The following is a 17581-nucleotide window of genomic DNA, read 5'->3' on the forward strand; positions in this document are numbered from 1 at the left end:
AGCTCTTACTGGAGTTGTATTTTCGCGGCAACCTCGTGGCCACCGGCCAGTTCTCTTACTCGGACCTGCCACTCGCCCGGCGTATCATTGGGCGCGAAATCCACAAATACGTTCACAACGCCATCTCGCGCCGCATAGAAACCCGTAGGCTCTGCGGTCTGCCCCTGAGAATCGCGAATTTCGAGTTCTATCGGTATCACAGCCGATAAAGGCAAGCCGTTCTTGCCAACAACGCGAATCGTCAGGGATGCCCGTTGACCTCTCTCGGCTTTTTGCGGAACCAACACTTGGACCCCCTCAATTGCCTGGTCCGTGATCATGAACACCCGCCCGTCACCTGGTCCGAGCTTCACCGACCACGTCAAAACCTCACCCATTCGTTGCGATTTAACTTCCTGATGTGCGACAAGATCATAAACAGTTTTCCCTTGTGTGACCACCGAGACGGTCCCTTCCAAAGGCAGGCCTTTTTCCATCACCAGGCCATGATGTCCGACGTAGTCCCCAAACGTGCGGCGATCATTGATCGTAAAAACATATAGGGCAGAGCCATACTGTCGTGTCCGAACAATCAAGTCTGGATCTGATGAGTCAACGTGTCGGGGATAACGGTTTGCCAGCTCCTGCCGCAGTTTTTCAGCCAACCGTTGCAGCGCTGCCTTGTCTTCCTCGGCCTTTCCCGTTCGTCGGTAGGACTCCACGCGAATATCAGGCCGAATTGCCGGGCAGAGAAATTCGTCCCCCACCACCAATCCTCCCCGGGATTGAAATTCTTTGATCGCTTTGACGACAGCCGCGGGCAGCACATCACAGGCTGGAAGAACAAGCACCCGGTAGTTATCCAGTCCATCTCGCAGGATACTTTCTTCGTAAATGATCCGTGGCTGAAATCGTCCCCATTGGAGTACAAGATGCATGTCCGCTTCCCAGTTGCGACTCCAGCCGTAGGTCCCCCGACCGGCGAACATTTGGGAAGCAAAGCTTTCTAAAATGGCAATATCGGCGGGACTATCCGGAATATTCAAAAGAGCCGGCCCCAAAGGTCGAACCACGTCGTGAATAAGCTCCTGGAGCACTTCTCTGGTATGGGGATTGGTGTAGCGATAACTTGCGTGAGGAGCCGGCACGAGCGAACTCCAACCGTGATACATGATGCCCCGGATAGGACGTGCCATCTTGCACCAAAACGCCTCACGCAGGTGATCTGGGGCAATCGTGATAAACTTCGCGTCGGGTATTTCCCTTTCCCACGGTGCCCGTTGACTTTCCTCCTCGAGCAGCTTTGGGGCCGTTTGAGACCGGTACCAGATAATCTGCGTCATCTTCATGACCTGCTGGCCTGGTCGCCCTTCAGCCATCGCGAAGAGTTCGTCCGTTGCCTGGCCGATTTTGATCGGGTCGGGATAGGTATACGTCCACTGGGAAAGAACGTCCACCTCGCCTCCACTACCCCAGATGCTGGGAGCACGAACCGCCGGATCGAAAAACGTCCACAGATCGGGTCTTGCCGATTTCAAGCCACGGTGGACGGCTGAATGCAATCCGTTCCACCCATCGCCCTCTGTCCAGAACCATCGATAGAACTCAAGCAGATGGTCGTTATCAGGAATAACCCGGTCTTCCGGAAATCCGAGAATCCGATCGTAACGCACGCCCCATTTGCTGGTGGCTTGATCTGGAATGTCGTAGCCGTATTTTGTCCTAAAAGTTTCCAAATCATGCTTATGGAAACACAGATTGGTCGAGTCACGAACCTCTGTATGAATAAGCGCTGCCTCAAGCGATGGGAAATCGTGGAATGTTTCTGCCACCGATGCCCCGACTCGGTAACAGAATTCGCGCACCTCCGGAAACAGACCACACGGGTTTGGGTCCTTGTAAGGCTGCCCGTTTCTATCCACCCGCTGGAATCGTGACTGCGTTTCGGGATTCCTCACAATCCATGACCCGGGTGATAAGCTTACGATCGCACCCACACCCCGAACCAGGTGTGCATTGAGCATTTCCGCTTTTTCCGCTAATTGAGAACTTTCGACAGCGGTTCCCGGTTTATCCAATTTCCAAATGTGGGCATAGTCCGTCAGACTGACTAACTGATGAGTAAAGCCAATTTCTTTGACCTGCTCGAGATCACCTGTGCCCCATAAGATAACAGGCATCATATCAGGTATCGGTCGTGGCACAATGGAAATGTTAAATTCCCGTTCCTGGTGCAATACTGTGGATTCCTGAGTGGCTTCAACATGCACCCGGAGAGCGTAGCTTCCCGTTCGCAACCGAGTATCCACGGGCACTTTTATAGGAATTTCTTCGTGAGGAGAAAGTTTCGGTACTCGTAGAGATGTTGTCGATTCTTTAGAGATACAGGCAATCTTTACGTCGCTTACTTCACGCTGTGTTTCATTGCGGAGGACGAGGTGAACAAAAGCCGTATCTTCCATTCGCAGGAAGGCCGTACGTGCCAGGGATGCGAGTTCGACTTCGAGGCCACCTTGTGCCCAATTGGGAATTCCCGCGTGAATGCAGACCTCGTCGATATAGCCGGGGAACCCCGAGTACAAAGAACCGTAACGATCTCCAATCACCAGGTCGTATTTTCCCGGCGAGACCGGTCCCCGTCCGGGATGGACCGTTCTGCCAATCGCTTGCTTGTTGAGGAAGAATCGCCCCACCCCCGCACCGTCGTAGGCAAAAGCTAGGTGTACCCAACAGTCAGGCAGCAGAGAGACTTCCTGTGATATGAACTCAGCCGAATCCTGACCGAACCCAAGATACGCCACGAGGCGAAATTTTCCGGGATTGGTCCGCCGCAAATAAAGGCAATAATCGCAATTTGCCTCTGGAGTTTCTCGCGGGTAATGAAGATATTTTTTGTCGAGTAAAAAAGCCACGCTGCACGTATCGAGTTCCGCCTTGGGTTTGATCCATAACTCCAGCGTGAAGGCTCCTTCCGGAGTGAGCCGTGGATCATTTCTCACCACCGCTCCATTTCCAACCTCCGGATTGTTGGCACTGGAGAAGCACTCCAAACAGTTGCCAGACACACCTCCGGGAACGAATCGCGACGCCCCTCGGAGCCGTAACTCATGACCGTGTCCGGAGTTATCGGCGGTTTCCTGGCCCGGCAGAAACTTCCAGCAGGCAATGATATTCTGGCCCGACGGCCCCTGACTTGATTGCTGAGCTGCGCTTGAATTCCCCACTGATTGGCTGCTTTCGCCGAGCAAAGGCTGAGCAGAAACGACCAACGTCATTACACCGCTCAACATGGTAATTACCGCAACTTTTCGGGGCATTGTCCGTCCTCCGCGCAGCCTGCAGATACTTGACGTGAACGTCAAGCGAGAAGTCCCAACCCGCTTTGAGTCGGCTATCAACGTACACTAACGGAAACACGGGTTCAAGGAGCGACGCGGCGATAAGTTTTGGGGCAGCGTCATGGAGCGCGGCATGTCTCAAAACCTCAGGAGCCTGGGCGATTTACTCTCAGAAGCGGTGCAACTTTCTATCAGGCTCCGACAGTTTCGGTGACAACTTTTCGGGCTGGGTGAACCACCGCCCGGCCAAAGAGAAGGGCTGTTCCACAATTCATTCTTCGAGTGTCACCGTGTAAGGTCCCTTGTAAAAAGAACGCCCGAACCGGATCTTGCCATGCAGTGGCGGTCGCGGGGTTTTCACGGTCACAGCACGACAAAAACTGCTGCGATACCACAAGCACTGTTCTTCGGGCCGCGCGGGAAAGGGTGCCTGACGGGCAAGGCGTGTACGCTGCCAGGTCTCCGGCTTGGCCAGCGAACGGTTTTCATAATAGCTGTAATCCCGCAGGATGTCTGTAAGAACGAGCCCTCCCTCGTTGATGAGCCGCTGGAATTCGTGCCAATATTTTGCCGGGCACTCCAATTCAGTCAGGCCAAAATACATGCTCCCCGGGTGCTTTATGGCCGCCAGTCCCCGCGACAGCCACGCCCTAAATCCCTGACGAGTCTCAACCGGATCCATAACGAACACATCAAAGGCCCTTCGCCATTCGCGCGGAAGGGGATCAGCCACGTTATAGATGCGAGCTTCGACGGCAAGCCCACCTCGTTCTGCCTCGCCCTGGATAAAATCCACCCAGCGAGAGTCGACTTCTCCCACCACAACGCGCTTGGGCAATCCCGTAAGCCCTGCGGCAAGTGAGAAAAGATCGTCATCTCCCAAAACGAGAATGGTTCGGTCAAACAGGTCTCCCCGTTCCCAAAGAAATCGAACTCTTTTGATAACGTCGGAGCTTACGATCGGCTCTTGAAAAAATTCTGTGGTCGGCCAGGGAGCCTCTGCACGGAGCTTTTCGAACCTGGCCAGTACGGACTCAAAATCTGGATGGCACGCCTCTTTTATCCGCTGGGGAAGTTCAGCGACCTGCAGTCGATCGTTTTTGAGAACAATCCACCCCCGGCTACTAAGCGCGCGACATGCCTCGTAGATCTCCATCACCGTACCATCCACGGCGGCGAGGAGATCCCACACAGTACACCCGTGATCGACAAGCGTGCGGAGAATCTGAAACTCCGTGCGTGTCAGCGCGTGATCACCCGTTTGTTCACCTGTTGAGGCTTGAAGTATTCGCATAACAAATCAAAGGCCTTGATGGCGTTGCCTTCCTGGCCGCACGTAAAGACGTCTGCGACAACGAGCCCTTTTTCCGGCCAGGTGTGCACAGCAAAATGGGATTCTGCGAGCAGAAGAACGCCTGTCACACCTTCTGGTTCAAACTGGTGGAACTGCTCTCCGACGGTGTGAAAACGGGCCTGCTCCGCTACAGAGTACAGAATCGGCTGGACAGACTCCACACGCCGAAGCAACTCGGGTGGGCAACCATACAATTCGCCAAGAACGTGGGTTCCCACTGCCATAGCCGGCCTCCCTATTTCAGGTGAAAAAGCTAACAACCCGAAACGGGGATCCTCATTCCACACATCGGGCGGTTGAGGCGCCCGATGCACCAGCTTCCCACCCAGACCGTTCCTGCAGCGGTGCGGATGGTCGCCGGTTGATGGCTGAGCCGGCCAAAAGGCCGTTTGGGTCGGTTCCACACCGCGATTTGCTTTACGGTCCGGGCTCCTCCCAAACGAACCTGGGAACCAGGTTACAAGACGCGAGGCGATAAGCCACCTCTATTCTCTGTTATTTTATGACCTTGCGCGCTAGATTCAAGCCACTCCGCAACTCTTGACGCCGTTAAAACTTGCGCACGTCTCCTAAATACTCAAGTATTAGACTGTCGAAACAGGTATTACAGTCACGAGAGATGGCCTCCCCTCAAATTCCTTGCGGTGCGAACCAGCTTGTTCCGGAAATCCCCGATGAACTGGGCCTGGCGCACCTTGTCCGCATTCGATGCCCTTAACCATTTGGAAAACCGGGCGAGCTCGGGTCTTCGGCATTTGCCAGCAACAGTTGCGTCTCAAAGCAACCGCTCAATAATGAGATGGCGGGTGTATCGCGGATTGGTCAACCAGCGAGAGAAAGACGTTGTTAAGACGCTTGCCGTGTCACCCATTCCACCAGCCCATTCACCGATGACTGTTAACACTCGGCGGCTAGGAGCGCATTTTACGCCCTGGATTTGGGAGGCGTCTCATGCTCACTCAGAATTACCAAAGCACCGGTAGCGGCGGCAAAACGATGACACGCTGGCGAGTCATGGGCCTTTCCCGACGTAACCGAACTGTGCAACGGGCGCTCTCCATTCTGGCAATTGCCTCAATTATCCAATGGTTTACAGGTAGCGACGTGCCTGGGTCCGATCAGCAGAGCGGCGAAAAAGCAACCGTTCCCCAGCCGATTGTACGGACGGGGAGCGAGCCGGGACCAACGGTTTTGGTCGTGGCCGGGATTCACGGTAACGAACCCGCCGGAGTTAAGGCTGCGCAAATCATGGCGTGTTGGTCCGTCCGGCGGGGAAAACTTGTCGTCGTGTCGCCTGCCAACCCCCCAGGAGTTGAGCACCGTCAACGAACCATCCCTGGTGTGCCGAAGGAGGAGGCTGATCTCAACCGCAATTTTGTGGTGGAGGGCAAAGAGTGTCGGCCCAAAGGCACGCTCGCCCAGCAACTCTGGCAGCACGTTGCGCAGATCCGTCCCGACTGGCTTGTCGATCTCCACGAATCTGTCAGGTTTCACAAAGATCGGGGAGTGGGCAACACATTCATCGTTTACCCCCGAGAGGAAACCCTCGAGGTGGTGAAAAAACTTCTGGCAAAAGTGAACCCCCAAATAACTGAGTTGGACGAAAGGTTCGTCGTGTTGCGCTGGCCAGCCCGCGGTTCCCTGGCGCGCGCCGCCGGCGCGGTCCTTGGATGTCAGAGCTTCATTCTGGAGTCCACCCGTCAGGATCCTATAGACAGGAGAATCGCTTATCACTGCGAATTTGTCCGTGCCCTGCTGGAGGAACTCCAAATGGGGCTAATGCAATAATGCCAAAATGATCTAAGAAAATTTTCAAATTTAAAAAGAAAATTTCAAATTCGCTGACCAAGATTCGTGGCCTTTTCTCCGGCGAGTTGCACGGCTGAGCGGGTTTTTCAAAGCGTCTGATGACTTGGATGTGTGATACGCCCCCTGATCGGTTCCGGCCTTCATGAAACAGTTACCAAGAGGATAGCGTATAAACAGTTATTCGAGAGCTTGTCTCGCCACCAGCCCTGTTCTCGCCTATTCCACCTTCCACACTTCCCAGCCGGTTTTGTCAACGAAAAGCCGGGTGGCAGTTAAACCGTGCGGCAAATGCCGCGGTGGCGCGGGGAATGTGGGTGGCCGAAGCAAAAAACGCACCTCGTTTTCTTTGAGAAACTGGCACACTTCCTCGCTATACGGCTTCTTTCGCCACATCTCTGCCAATCGCCACCAGCCTGCCGGGAAGACCCCAGAATAACCGTTGACAAGCCAACATCTGTGGACGGGTTGCCAGAGCATCACACGGACTGTTGGTTCATATTCGATAAGTTGACCGGGGACAGGGAAATCGAGAACAAGAACAACCGTGTTGGCCGGCGCACGCCCTGCGAGATAACGGGCCCATCCAGGTGGACGCGAATAGTCCGGAGGAACAACAAGAAACGGCGCTCCCGGCAAAACTTCGAGCAAGCACACAAGACCGAGCACCCCAAAAATGCCGCCTGAAAGCACTCCTTTGCGAACCCCGGGCAAAATCTTTTGAAAATAGGTTCGCACGCCCATCAGGCCGAGTGCACTCAACAAAAGAATGGTGAGCTGGGCGAGGTACGCAAATCGGTAGGGGCTTCTCACGGCGGCAAAAGGGGGAATGACCCTGGCAAGTAAATCCCAAATGGAAACCTGTCCCACTCGAATTTTCGGGCCCAGCGAGCCGATCACCGACACCACAGCGATAGCTGCGAGGAATAAAACCATCCGGCGAAGGGGTGACTCCTGTAAGCGTCTGCATATTGCGGCAGCCGTGATGCCCACGGCCAAAAAGCTGACCAGCCATCCCGGATTCAAACACCGGCCCCCGATCCCATGGCACGCGCCCAGATAAAAATCGAGCCCGTGGGGAGGTGGCGTCAACCACTCGCCAACCCTCGCGGATAGCGAGGTGACGACCTCAGGTGGACGGACAACAGCATGGGGCGAGAGGATTCGGCTCATTGGCAATCCCACGGCCAAAATGAGAAGCGTTCCGAGGCCAATACCGCCCATCCACACGCCCACGCCTTCACCTTTCTTGGACATAAAAAACCAGGGTACAATCAGCACAAGAATGAGTGCGGCGAAAAGTCCCAACTGGATGCTGGTTGCAAATGTCAGTGCCCATGCGAAGCCAAGCTCGAGGGCCTGTGTCCAGATCGGGCGGTCCAGCATTCGCAGGACGACATCCCACTGCCATAGCACCGGCCAGAGCGGCGCGTACTGAATCAGCTCCGGTTGCTGGAGAATCAGCGGCAGCCACACAACGAGAGCCCCTGCGTATCCGGCTATCCAATGATCTTGGGTCCACCGGTGAATCAGCCTCCTGGCAACGACTCCATTGAGGACGAGAGATCCAACGAAGTAAACATGGTAAGCGGCCACCGGATCGAACATCCAGACAACAGGCGCCACGGCGGCCGTCAGCGGCTGGGGTTCAGAAAAGGCGAAGGCGCCCTTCTCGGGCCAGAATATCGGAGCGTCCCAATAATTTTGAAAACAACAGGAGACACGATCCGCATTCCACCAGATCGTCCAGACATTGAAAAGTGTCACCACGCCGTTGGCGGGGCGACTAGCTGGAAGCGCACCCGTGAACAGGCAATGTCGATAGCTCCAAAAGGCAAAAAAGAGATACGCCAGGGCCCAAACCCACGTGGAACATCTACCTCGTCCGACACCTGTGGAAAGTCGCTTCGTGGTCAGAGACCCTGGTTGCAAAGCGTGGCGGCTGTGAATCCCCATGGCAAGTTCAATTCCCTCCAACCGGCCTGCCCACTTTAAGCCACGGTTTTCGGGAGTGAACCGTTTTTGCAAGGGTAGACGGCATCACTGGGAACTGAGCTTAATCTCGAGATTCTGAAGGCCTTCTGCCGGGACGGTGACCTCGATCCCGGACGTCTTGGGATTGGCGTACTTTTCGGGAAGCACGTTCCGTGTTGCACTAACACCCGTCGAAGGGGCGGAACCGCCGGAGGCGAGGGCCGCGTGTTCCACGTCCTCCGCGACCACAAATTGCTTCCCCGAGGTATCGGTAACGAGTTTGGTAACCTGGACGAGATACTTGCCGGGAACTGCCCCGCTCACTGTTTCTGACGATTTCAGCGAGAAATGGCCCTTGGAGTCTGTCACGGCGTACGCCCCGTAGGCAGGCGTTCCCGTCGGTACGAACACGACCGTGGCCCCATCGACCGGTTGACCGTCGAGAGTCACCGTTCCCGAGACCGGTGCTGTTTGCGGAATATTTCCCCGGCTACGCGAACCGCATCCCTGAGAAACGACCAAACCACAGACGAAACACAGCAAAACTGCCAGAATAAATCGCCGGCCCATTGATGCCCTCATGTGATACCCACAGATCCTTGGAATGGAGTCAACAACCCCGCCGTCAAACGCAGCCGATGCGCACGCGGAAGGCTTAATCAGTCACTTATTTAGAATCCCGTGATCGTTTCGCCTCCAGCCTTCGTTCCCAAAGCTCCCCATACACCAAAAGGACTGGGTCCAGAGGCAGTTGGCGATGGCGCCACGACACCCAAATTACCGGTGTCGATCGTATCGCTGATAAAGCGCACACTCCCATCGGCGAAGGCCACATTGACGCCGCCGGGATGTTCGCTCGTTGCGGTATAAATTCCCGGGGCAAAATGCCCTGAAATCCCACTCCAGCCGCCACCGGCAATCGCGCACACCGCTGTATTAGGGGGCAGAATAGTGGTTACACCAGCGAAATACGCGGCTCCGTCTGACCAGCGGTATCCCGGAGAGGTGTCGGACGTGAAGATCGGAGCACCAGAGATGTAGGCATTCCCTGCCCAATAGGCTCGGCAGGTCAGCGGGATATAGGCAGAGGGATCTCCACTCGTGTCGTAGATCACAGAGCCACGATCGTTGTCCCGGCGGGGACGAGAGCGTTCCGCCAAGGCAATGGTATTGCTGGTTCCGTCGGTTATGTTCGCCAGCGAATTATAGTCTTGCCGGCCGAAGCAGCCCCGATTGCGAATCGGCGTATTCATAAGAGCTGCGGCTTGATTGGCGTCCGAGCGTTCGGTGGGCGAGTGAACCGAAGCTTCATAATTATCGCCCGCGCAAAAGGCATAACTCGTCGTTCCGCGTTTGCTTCCCCTCGGTGGAATATCTCCCGCGTCACTCGGACAATTGAGCGTCGGGATAATTGTTAGCTGCCAGTGGGAAACCGCGTTATCAGACCAGGGATTGTCATTCGCTTGCATGGCCGCGTCGTACACCGACTTCTGTTCGTAGAACGGTGCCAATTGGAGCCAGCCGCTGATTCGCAATCGCTGGTAACCAGTGGCGATATTACCCGTTCCAGATTGCCGCGCCGGCAGTCGCTGATAGGTGTCTACGTACGTGTGGGCAGCCAACATCAGCTGCTTGAGGTTGTTGCTGCACTGCGATCGGCGAGCTGCCTCCCGCGCCGCCTGAACGGCGGGCAACAGCAAAGCAATGAGAATTCCGATGATTGCGATGACAACAAGCAACTCGACCAGCGTAAAGGCTTTTCTCGTACTACGCATACGGGCACCTCCTCTTAACGAGACTCATAGCTGGATGTGACTGGCCGGTTCATGCAACTCGCGTATTGTCCCAACCGTGATCACCATGAAAGGTCAACGTGATTGGAGTGGGAAATCGATCACCTGATGGCCGCGCTTGACTTCCACTTCCAAGGTAGTGTTGGTGTTATACTTTGCGGGGACGCGTTCTGGCACGAACCCTACAAGTTGTCCGCTGTCGTCTTTTTCGCCGGCTTCGAAGGTGGAAATGTTCACCCTATGTTTGCCCACCATGGCACCCTTGCTGCCCGCGGCAAACTCCAGTTCGTAATGGCCACTTCCATCGGTAACACCCATGGACGAGCGGCCGCCATCCACAGGACTGAAGATGACGCGGGCTCCAGGAAGGGGGACGCCGTCGAGCGTGACTGTCCCCTCAACTTGTCCGAGCGCGGGCCCACCCGTACCACACCCGCTCAAGCTACAAAAGCCCAATAACGCGAGAAAAATGAGACCTATCTGCTTCACCGTTGGCCTCCCCTCGTTGACCCTCCTATGGCAACTGCACAGGTTGACCATCATCGATGGCGATCAGACGCTCGTAGATGCTATCCACTGCCGCGGTGGCATTGTTATGGTCAATCGTATTCGAAATGAAACGCACTGAGCCGTCGACCATGGCAAAATTAGCTCCACCGGGATGCATGCTGCTGAATCCCCGATCACACTCCGGTGCCGACGTGCAATTCAGCGGCCAGCGACCACAGGCCATGGCATAGACCTGGCCCTGTCGGGAGTGATTACCGGTATCGCCATTCGCCATAATAGGAACAGCAGCACGAAGCATAACGCCCTGAATTTGCCATGCTCGTTCTCCCAGGGCAAACGTATTGCTCGTCCCGTCCGTCACGTCTCCAATGGGCGTGCAGCGCGGCGGATTGCTTCCAGTCTGTCCGTAACCGATCAGCCCGTTGAATTGATTTGTACCCGTGTACTCGCGATTCAGATCATAGCTGTTGTTCGATCCCACGTAGTTCGCGGTAAAGACCTCGACACACCCTGTCGTACAGTCCACATCCCCATAAAAGCCGATGCGGGGGACCTTGCGTTCGGGGTTGGTCTCGGGTCCCGTATCGGAAGGGCACCGGAAGAGGGGTAATCGTTTGCGTACGAGAGCGTACACCTGATCAGGTTGGATCGCGGCATCCGCCGGAATCATGGTTGGGCGAAGGGTGTCGAACAATGCTGATTGCTCGCAATACGGTAAGATGAAGGCTCCCCACGACCATGTGCCGCACTGGCCCTCGGGACAATTGTTGGCGACGAACCAATTACCCATCTTCACCAAGCCCGGCGGAAACCGACCCCATTTGTCGTGGTAGTTATGGAAGGCAAGCATGAGCTGTTTGAGATTGTTGTTACACTGGCTTCGTCGAGCGGCTTCGCGCGCCGCCTGAACGGCGGGCAACAGCAGAGCAATGAGGATACCGATAATGGCGATGACGACTAATAATTCAACGAGAGTAAACGCCGGGCGATCACGGCGAGTTGAGCAGCGCATAGGGCCTCTCCTTTTTCAAGGGAAAAAGCATTGCGCCAATGCGGCCGGAACATTTCCTGTTCTTTTATTTTTCCCGCGCTGTTACATTACCTGTGGCGCAAATATTTGTCAAGCATTTTGCTAGCAGCACATGTCAGACGTGTGAAATAATTGAACTCTCGACGCCGCATGGGCCATCAGTTAAGATAAGAAATTCGCGACTGTAGTCCGGCAGACCGAGACAAGCTTGAGGGCGAATCCATGGATCGCTCAGAGCGGCGTGTTGTCATAACAGGAATCGGGGTGCTTTCCCCCATCGGAAGAAGCCCCCAGGAAATCTGGGAAGCCGTGGTGGCGCGGCGGTCTGGTCTTGCACGCCCAACCTGTCTCCCCCGCGATGTGATTCCCCTGCGGGCGGCCGGTGAAGTCAGGGAATTCACGGGCAACATCAAAGACTTTGGGGAAATGGACAAGGAGGCGCAAAAAAACCTCAGAAAGGCGCTCAAAGTAATGTGCCGCGAGTGCCAAATGGGTGTGGCTGCCGGCCAGCTCGCGCTCAATGATGCCGGGATTCGGATCGGGACATTTGAGCCCGAGCGAATCGGGACAAGCTTTGGCAGCGACTACATGGTCAGCGAGCCCCAAGAGTTTCTGGAAGGCATTAAGGCCTGTTTGGATGGGGATGGCGTATTCCATTTTGAGCGATGGGCCGGGGAAGGAATGCCGCGTCTCTTCCCGTTGTGGCTTCTCAAATACCTTCCCAACATGCCGGCGAGCCATCTGGCCATTTATAACGACCTACGGGGGCCCAGCAACTCACTCACTTTGCGGGAAGCGAGTCCCGGCGTGTGCCTGGCAGATGGACTCAACGCCATTCGTGCAGGGCGTGCAGACTGCATGGTGGTGGGGGTAACCGGCACGCGGCTCAGTTTGATGAAGGCCCTTCACACCGTGCAACAGGAGGAGGTGGCGCTGGGGGATGAGGAGCCCACCACGGCCTGTCGCCCGTTCGACAGGGTCCGTCCCGGCATGGTCCCCGGCGAGGGCGCAGCAGCCGTCATTTTAGAAGACAGTCGCTCCGCCGTCGGACGGGGTGTCAAAATTTACGGCGAGGTTCTGGCTGCGGCCTCGGCGGCTGTAGCGGGACGTCACTGCGTCGCGGATCGAAAAGCCGCACTCATTTTGGTTCTGCGGGCGGTTCTAAAGCAGGCCGGAATGCGGCCCAGCGATATTGGTTTCGTCATGGCCCACGGCCTGGGTACTCAAAGCTGCGACCGGGAAGAGGCAGAAGCTCTGGCTGAAGTGTTCGGTCCGAGAGGCGTACCTGTGATCGCGGCCAAGAGTTATTTCGGAAACCTGGGAGCCGGCGCAGGGCTGGTGGAGCTGGCCCTGGGTGTCCTCGCACTGAACCACAAACAATTGTTTGCCACGCTTAACTGCGATGATCCCGATCCCGCCTGTCCCGTGGATGTCGTCCGTGAACCCCGGGAGGTTGCGCGCCCAGTCTTTGTGAACGTGAACGTGACGCCGCAAGGGCAAGCTTCGGCGGCCATCGTAGCCGCATGGAATGAATGACAGTTACGTCAGCAATCACGGTAGCACACGGTCTTCCACGGTGGTGGGATCTGGAGTGATCACCTACCATCCGGACGTTTATGTCTTCCCCACGACGTAGCATCATTATTCGCGGTGCCCGCACCCACAACCTCAAGTCCGTCGATGTCGAAATACCAAAAGGAAAACTGACCGTCCTCTGTGGGCCCAGTGGCAGTGGTAAAACCAGTCTCGCCTTCGACACGCTCTACGTTGAGGGGCAGCGCCGGTATATCGAAAGTCTGTCCGCGCGAATTCGCCAGCATTTCGAAGATTTACCCCGCCCGGATGTGGACTTTATCGGCAATCTTTCACCCACGGTGGCCGTGGGTAACCAGACGCAAACTCGGGGAATAAGGGGAGACGTCGCCCAACTAACGGAGATTTTCGACTTTCTTCGGCTGCTCTACACGCACCTGGGGGAAATCTTCTGCCCTGATTGCGGTTGGCCTGTCCGGAGTTGGGATTCACAGGCCATTGCCGAAACCTTGCAAGCGGACTGGCTGAAAGGCCGTCGCGCGATAGTGGCCTTTAACGTGGCGGAGGGATTTTCCACGGCCTCAGACCCCGTTGATCGCTTAAAGGAAACCGCAGCGAAACTGGCAGCGGACGGTTGGACCCGAGTCCTCCTGGGCAACCGAATCTTCGCCGTTGAAGACGTTCCGGCATTGATCACGGAAGCGGGCCTCAGCAATCGTGAGGCTTCTCTAGGGGGACAAGCAGCGGTAGAGAATGGCCATGACCAACTCCTGGCTGTGATCGTGGACCGGATCCAACTGGGAAGTTGTCCCGAGTCGCGACTTCGTGAGTCCGTGGAGACGGCCCTCGCGCAGGGTACCGGAAAGTGCCTTGTTTTTGTGGAGAAAAGAGACTCCGCATCGTGCACAGGGAGACCAGGGGAATTTTGTTCTGAGCGGGGGACTTTGGTTGGGGAGGTTGTCTGGAAATCGTGCAGGCTCGATGATCGGGAATGGCTCCGAGCCGAGTTTGCCCGCCAGTTCGTTTGTCCTACCTGCGGGCAGGTCTTCGCGAGGCCCGAACCCAACCTCTTTAACAGCCGCACGGCAATCGGTGCGTGTCCTCGCTGCCAGGGCACAGGAAAAGTCGCCACGCTGGATCCCGCCAAGGTGTTTCCGGATTTCCATTTGAGCCTGGAAAAAGGGGCAATCGCCCCGCTGCGCAGGGCTGGACTGAGCCGATTTCAGGAGGAACTTCTTCGTCAAGCTAAGGAGTTCGGGATTCCCGTGGACCAGCCGGTTTGTGATTTGACTCCTGAACAACTGGGGCTGGTTCTCTACGGGAGCGAGGAAAGGGGGGTTGCTGGGCTTGAAGGAATTCTGCGGAAATTGGAAAGGCAGCGTCACCAATTTGCTTGGCGGGCCTGGATGCAACAATGGAAGATCGAAATCCGCTGTCCCCAGTGCCGCGGTACGCAGCTTTCACGTGAGGCCTTGAGCGTCTTTTTAGAAAGCCGTTGGCAAAAGGTTGAAAGGCCAGGCGAAAAGAATGAGCTGAGAATTCCCGCGGCGAACCACGAAGACGGGGGAGGTTTGGTACAAAGGCTCAACATTCGGCAGTTCTGCAGCCTCACCGTTGATGAAGCGATTGAGTTCGTCCACCATCTCGTTTCTCGTCGCCCGGAAACACGCCAGGCGGTCTACTGCCGGGAAGCAATCCTTCAACGACTTCTTTCACTCCGTGAGCTTGGCCTTGGCCATATCAATCTCGACCGGGCGGGTAACTCCCTCAGTAGCGGGGAGTTGCGGCGAACGCTTCTTGCGGCGGCTCTGGGGTCCGGCCTGAAACAGGTGGTCTACATCCTCGATGAGCCGTCCGCAGGACTGCATCCACGGGATCGGTCGGCACTTCGCCGGATGATCCATCATCTCCGCGACCGTGGAAACACGGTGGTCGTGATTGAACACGACGAAGCGCTTATCCGTGAGGCAGACCTCGTTATTGAACTCGGACCGGGAGCCGGAGAGCGTGGAGGTGAAGTTGTCTTTCAGGGATCGCCGAAAGATCTGGCCAACGCCTCCACTTTGACCGCGGAATACATCAACCATCGGCGTCAGATCGCGTTCACCCGTCCCCGCCGTCAGGCCCAGGGGTGGATTCGGCTGGCGGGAGCCTCCGGGCATAATCTCAAAGACATCACGGTGGAATTTCCCCTGGGCGTTCTCTGTGCGGTGACAGGGGTCAGCGGGGCAGGGAAAAGCACTCTTGTGGAGAAAACCCTTTATCCAGCCCTCGTGCAGAAACTTCGCGGCGTGGGTCCGCAGCCCCTTCCGTTTTCGGATCTGCTGGGAGAAAAACAGATTGGTGACGTCGTCCTTGTTGACCAGACTATCCCCGGGAAAACCTGGCGTTCTAACCCCGCCACTTTTATCAAAGCTTTTGACGAAATCAGGAAAGTTTTCGCTCAGAGCAGCGATGCCCGGGTCCGCGGGTATGGGGTGAGTCACTTCAGTTTCAATTCCCGTGAAGGCCAGTGTCCGCGATGCGAAGGAGAAGGTTTTCTGGAAATTGATATGGTTTTTCTGCCCAATATGGAGATTTCCTGTCCGGAATGCGAAGGCACCCGCTATCGACAGGAGATCTTGGCCATCTCGTACCGCGGAAAGAACATCGCAGATATTCTTCACATGACCGTTCGCGAGGCGTACTTTTTTTTCCGCGGGGAACCGCAGATCCAGGGCAAACTGCGGCGATTGATGGACGTTGGGCTGGATTATGTTCGCTTGGGCCAACCAATGGCAAGCCTATCCAGTGGGGAGTCCCAGCGTCTGAAACTGGCCTCGTATTTCTCCCGCTCACGAAAAAAACCAACTCTCTTTATTCTCAACGAACCCACAAGGGGACTCCACCCCCACGATATTCACCAGCTTATGGAATGCTTTGACACACTTATATCCCTGGGACACTCTCTTCTGGTGATCGAGCACAATCTTGCTCTGGTTGCCTCCGCCGACTACGTCATCGATCTCGGCCCGGGCGCAGGTCTCGAGGGCGGCCGCGTTGTTGCCCACGGAACGCCCGAAGAAATCGCGGCCTGCCCAGACTCAGTTACGGGGCAATTCCTTCTTAAAATACTGGAGGGACGGAGTAGCCCGGAAAGTCGATCACGGACACAACGTGTCGAATGACACCCCAGTAAAGCGGATCTTACGTTAAACATGCCAACTGCGAGACCTGATTCCGAAACATCTCTCCGATACCTCCGTCAAGTCCAGTTTGCCGCTCTGGGAACGGAGGGGCAAAAACGGCTCGCAAGGGCCCGAGTACTGGTATGCGGTTGTGGCGCTTTGGGAACAATGGTGGCGAACCACTTGGTCCGGGCCGGGGTGGGATACGTGCGTCTGGTGGATCGAGACCTCGTCGACCTGAGCAACCTCCACCGGCAGTGCCTGTTCGACGAACAAGACGCCCATCAGGAACTCCCCAAAGCTGTGGCGGCCGCGGAGAAACTTCAGTCTATTAATTCCGAGGTCCGGGTGGAACCGATCGTGGCTGACATCCGTTCGGACACTATCGGCGCATTAGCCCGGGATATCGATCTGCTCGTGGATGGGACGGATAACTTTGAAACGCGATTTCTTCTCAACGATTACGCCATTCGCGAGAAAATCCCTTGGGTATTTGCTGCGTGTCTCGGGGCCCAGGGACAGGTTATGGTAATTCTTCCCGGAGAAACGCCGTGCCTGCGCTGTTTGATCCCGACACTTCCTCCGGCCGGAGCGGTACCGACCTGCGAGACGGCCGGAATCCTGGGCCCAACTGTGGGCGTCGTGGCCTCGCTGGAGGCAATGGAAGCCCTCAAAATCCTCGCCGGCCGACATGAGGCCGTCACACGTGATCTCATCGTTGTCAACTTGTGGCCGGTAACACTTCGGCAGATTTCGCTGGCTGGTTTGCGTGATCCCTTGTGTCCCACCTGCGGGCAGGGCCGGTTCGAGTTCCTTGAACACCGACGCGAGTCCACCAGCGTGACCCTCTGCGGGCGGAAGACCGTGCAAGTAACACCTGCCGAAGGACGATGCGACCTGGATGAAATTTACAACCGGTGGAGCGCGCTGGGGGAAGTCGAACGCTCCCCTTATTTCCTACGGTTGCGAACCCCCGACTGGACACTGACGCTTTTTCCCGATGGGCGAGCCCTCATCACCGGGATTGAGGACCCTGTGCTCGGGCGAACCATCTATGCCCGGTTTGTTGGCATGTAAGAGCTACAACGCCGGAAGAG

General features: G+C 56.3%; 12 protein-coding genes. 4 read left to right on the top strand and 8 right to left on the bottom strand.

Going from position 1 to position 17581, the window contains the following annotated elements; translation table 11 throughout:
• Positions 1-5 precede the first annotated feature (5 nt).
• The 3 genes from THTE_RS09295 to speD form a co-directional block, all read right to left on the bottom strand.
• Positions 6-3296, bottom strand: coding sequence for a LamG-like jellyroll fold domain-containing protein (locus tag THTE_RS09295; RefSeq protein WP_095415178.1), 3291 nt, complete (start codon positions 3294-3296; stop codon positions 6-8).
• Between the two features lie 292 nt (positions 3297-3588).
• Positions 3589-4611 (bottom strand): bis-aminopropyl spermidine synthase family protein, encoded by a 1023-nt coding sequence (locus tag THTE_RS09300; RefSeq protein ID WP_095415179.1) that lies wholly within the window; start codon positions 4609-4611, stop codon positions 3589-3591.
• Positions 4560-4895, bottom strand: a complete 336-nt coding sequence (speD, locus tag THTE_RS09305) for an adenosylmethionine decarboxylase (protein WP_095415180.1) — start codon at positions 4893-4895, stop codon at positions 4560-4562. The genes THTE_RS09300 and speD overlap by 52 nt, the downstream gene beginning before the upstream one ends.
• Before the next feature lie 727 nt (positions 4896-5622).
• Here speD and THTE_RS09310 point away from each other — a divergent pair.
• Complete coding sequence (locus THTE_RS09310; RefSeq protein ID WP_095415181.1) at positions 5623-6459, top strand: M14 family metallopeptidase; 837 nt, start codon at positions 5623-5625, stop codon at positions 6457-6459.
• Positions 6460-6696: 237 nt separating this feature from the next.
• Here THTE_RS09310 and THTE_RS09315 read toward each other — a convergent pair whose 3' ends face one another.
• The 5 genes from THTE_RS09315 to THTE_RS09335 form a co-directional block, all read right to left on the bottom strand.
• Positions 6697-8103, bottom strand: a complete 1407-nt coding sequence (locus THTE_RS09315) for a hypothetical protein (RefSeq protein WP_168175823.1) — start codon at positions 8101-8103, stop codon at positions 6697-6699.
• A 414-nt stretch (positions 8104-8517) separates the two neighbouring features.
• Positions 8518-9021 (bottom strand): DUF6795 domain-containing protein, encoded by a 504-nt coding sequence (locus THTE_RS09320; protein WP_095415183.1) that lies wholly within the window; start codon positions 9019-9021, stop codon positions 8518-8520.
• Positions 9022-9122: 101 nt separating this feature from the next.
• Positions 9123-10226 carry a DUF1559 domain-containing protein gene (locus THTE_RS09325; RefSeq protein WP_095415184.1) on the bottom strand — a complete coding sequence of 368 codons (1104 nt, stop codon included), beginning with the start codon at positions 10224-10226 and terminating at the stop codon, positions 9123-9125.
• Positions 10227-10319: 93 nt separating this feature from the next.
• The gene (locus THTE_RS09330; protein WP_237260111.1) at positions 10320-10733 is read right to left on the bottom strand and encodes a carboxypeptidase-like regulatory domain-containing protein; all 414 of its coding nucleotides are present in this window, start codon (positions 10731-10733) and stop codon (positions 10320-10322) included.
• Between the two features lie 25 nt (positions 10734-10758).
• A complete protein-coding gene (locus THTE_RS09335; RefSeq protein ID WP_095415185.1) occupies positions 10759-11766 on the bottom strand; it encodes a DUF1559 domain-containing protein in 1008 nt (335 codons plus the stop codon).
• 240 nt (positions 11767-12006) lie between these two features.
• Here THTE_RS09335 and THTE_RS09340 point away from each other — a divergent pair, with 240 nt between their 5' ends.
• From THTE_RS09340 to THTE_RS09350, 3 genes are all read left to right on the top strand, one after another.
• Entirely contained in the window at positions 12007-13320 is a 1314-nt protein-coding gene (locus THTE_RS09340; RefSeq protein WP_095415186.1) for a beta-ketoacyl-[acyl-carrier-protein] synthase family protein, read from the top strand.
• A gap of 80 nt (positions 13321-13400) precedes the next feature.
• Positions 13401-16484, top strand: coding sequence for an excinuclease ABC subunit UvrA (uvrA, locus tag THTE_RS09345; protein WP_095415187.1), 3084 nt, complete (start codon positions 13401-13403; stop codon positions 16482-16484).
• A gap of 30 nt (positions 16485-16514) precedes the next feature.
• Positions 16515-17561, top strand: a complete 1047-nt coding sequence (locus THTE_RS09350) for a ThiF family adenylyltransferase (RefSeq protein WP_095415188.1) — start codon at positions 16515-16517, stop codon at positions 17559-17561.
• The last annotated feature ends 20 nt before the right edge of the window (positions 17562-17581 follow it).

It is taken from the genome of Thermogutta terrifontis, from assembly GCF_002277955.1.
GTDB lineage: Bacteria > Planctomycetota > Planctomycetia > Pirellulales > Thermoguttaceae > Thermogutta > Thermogutta terrifontis.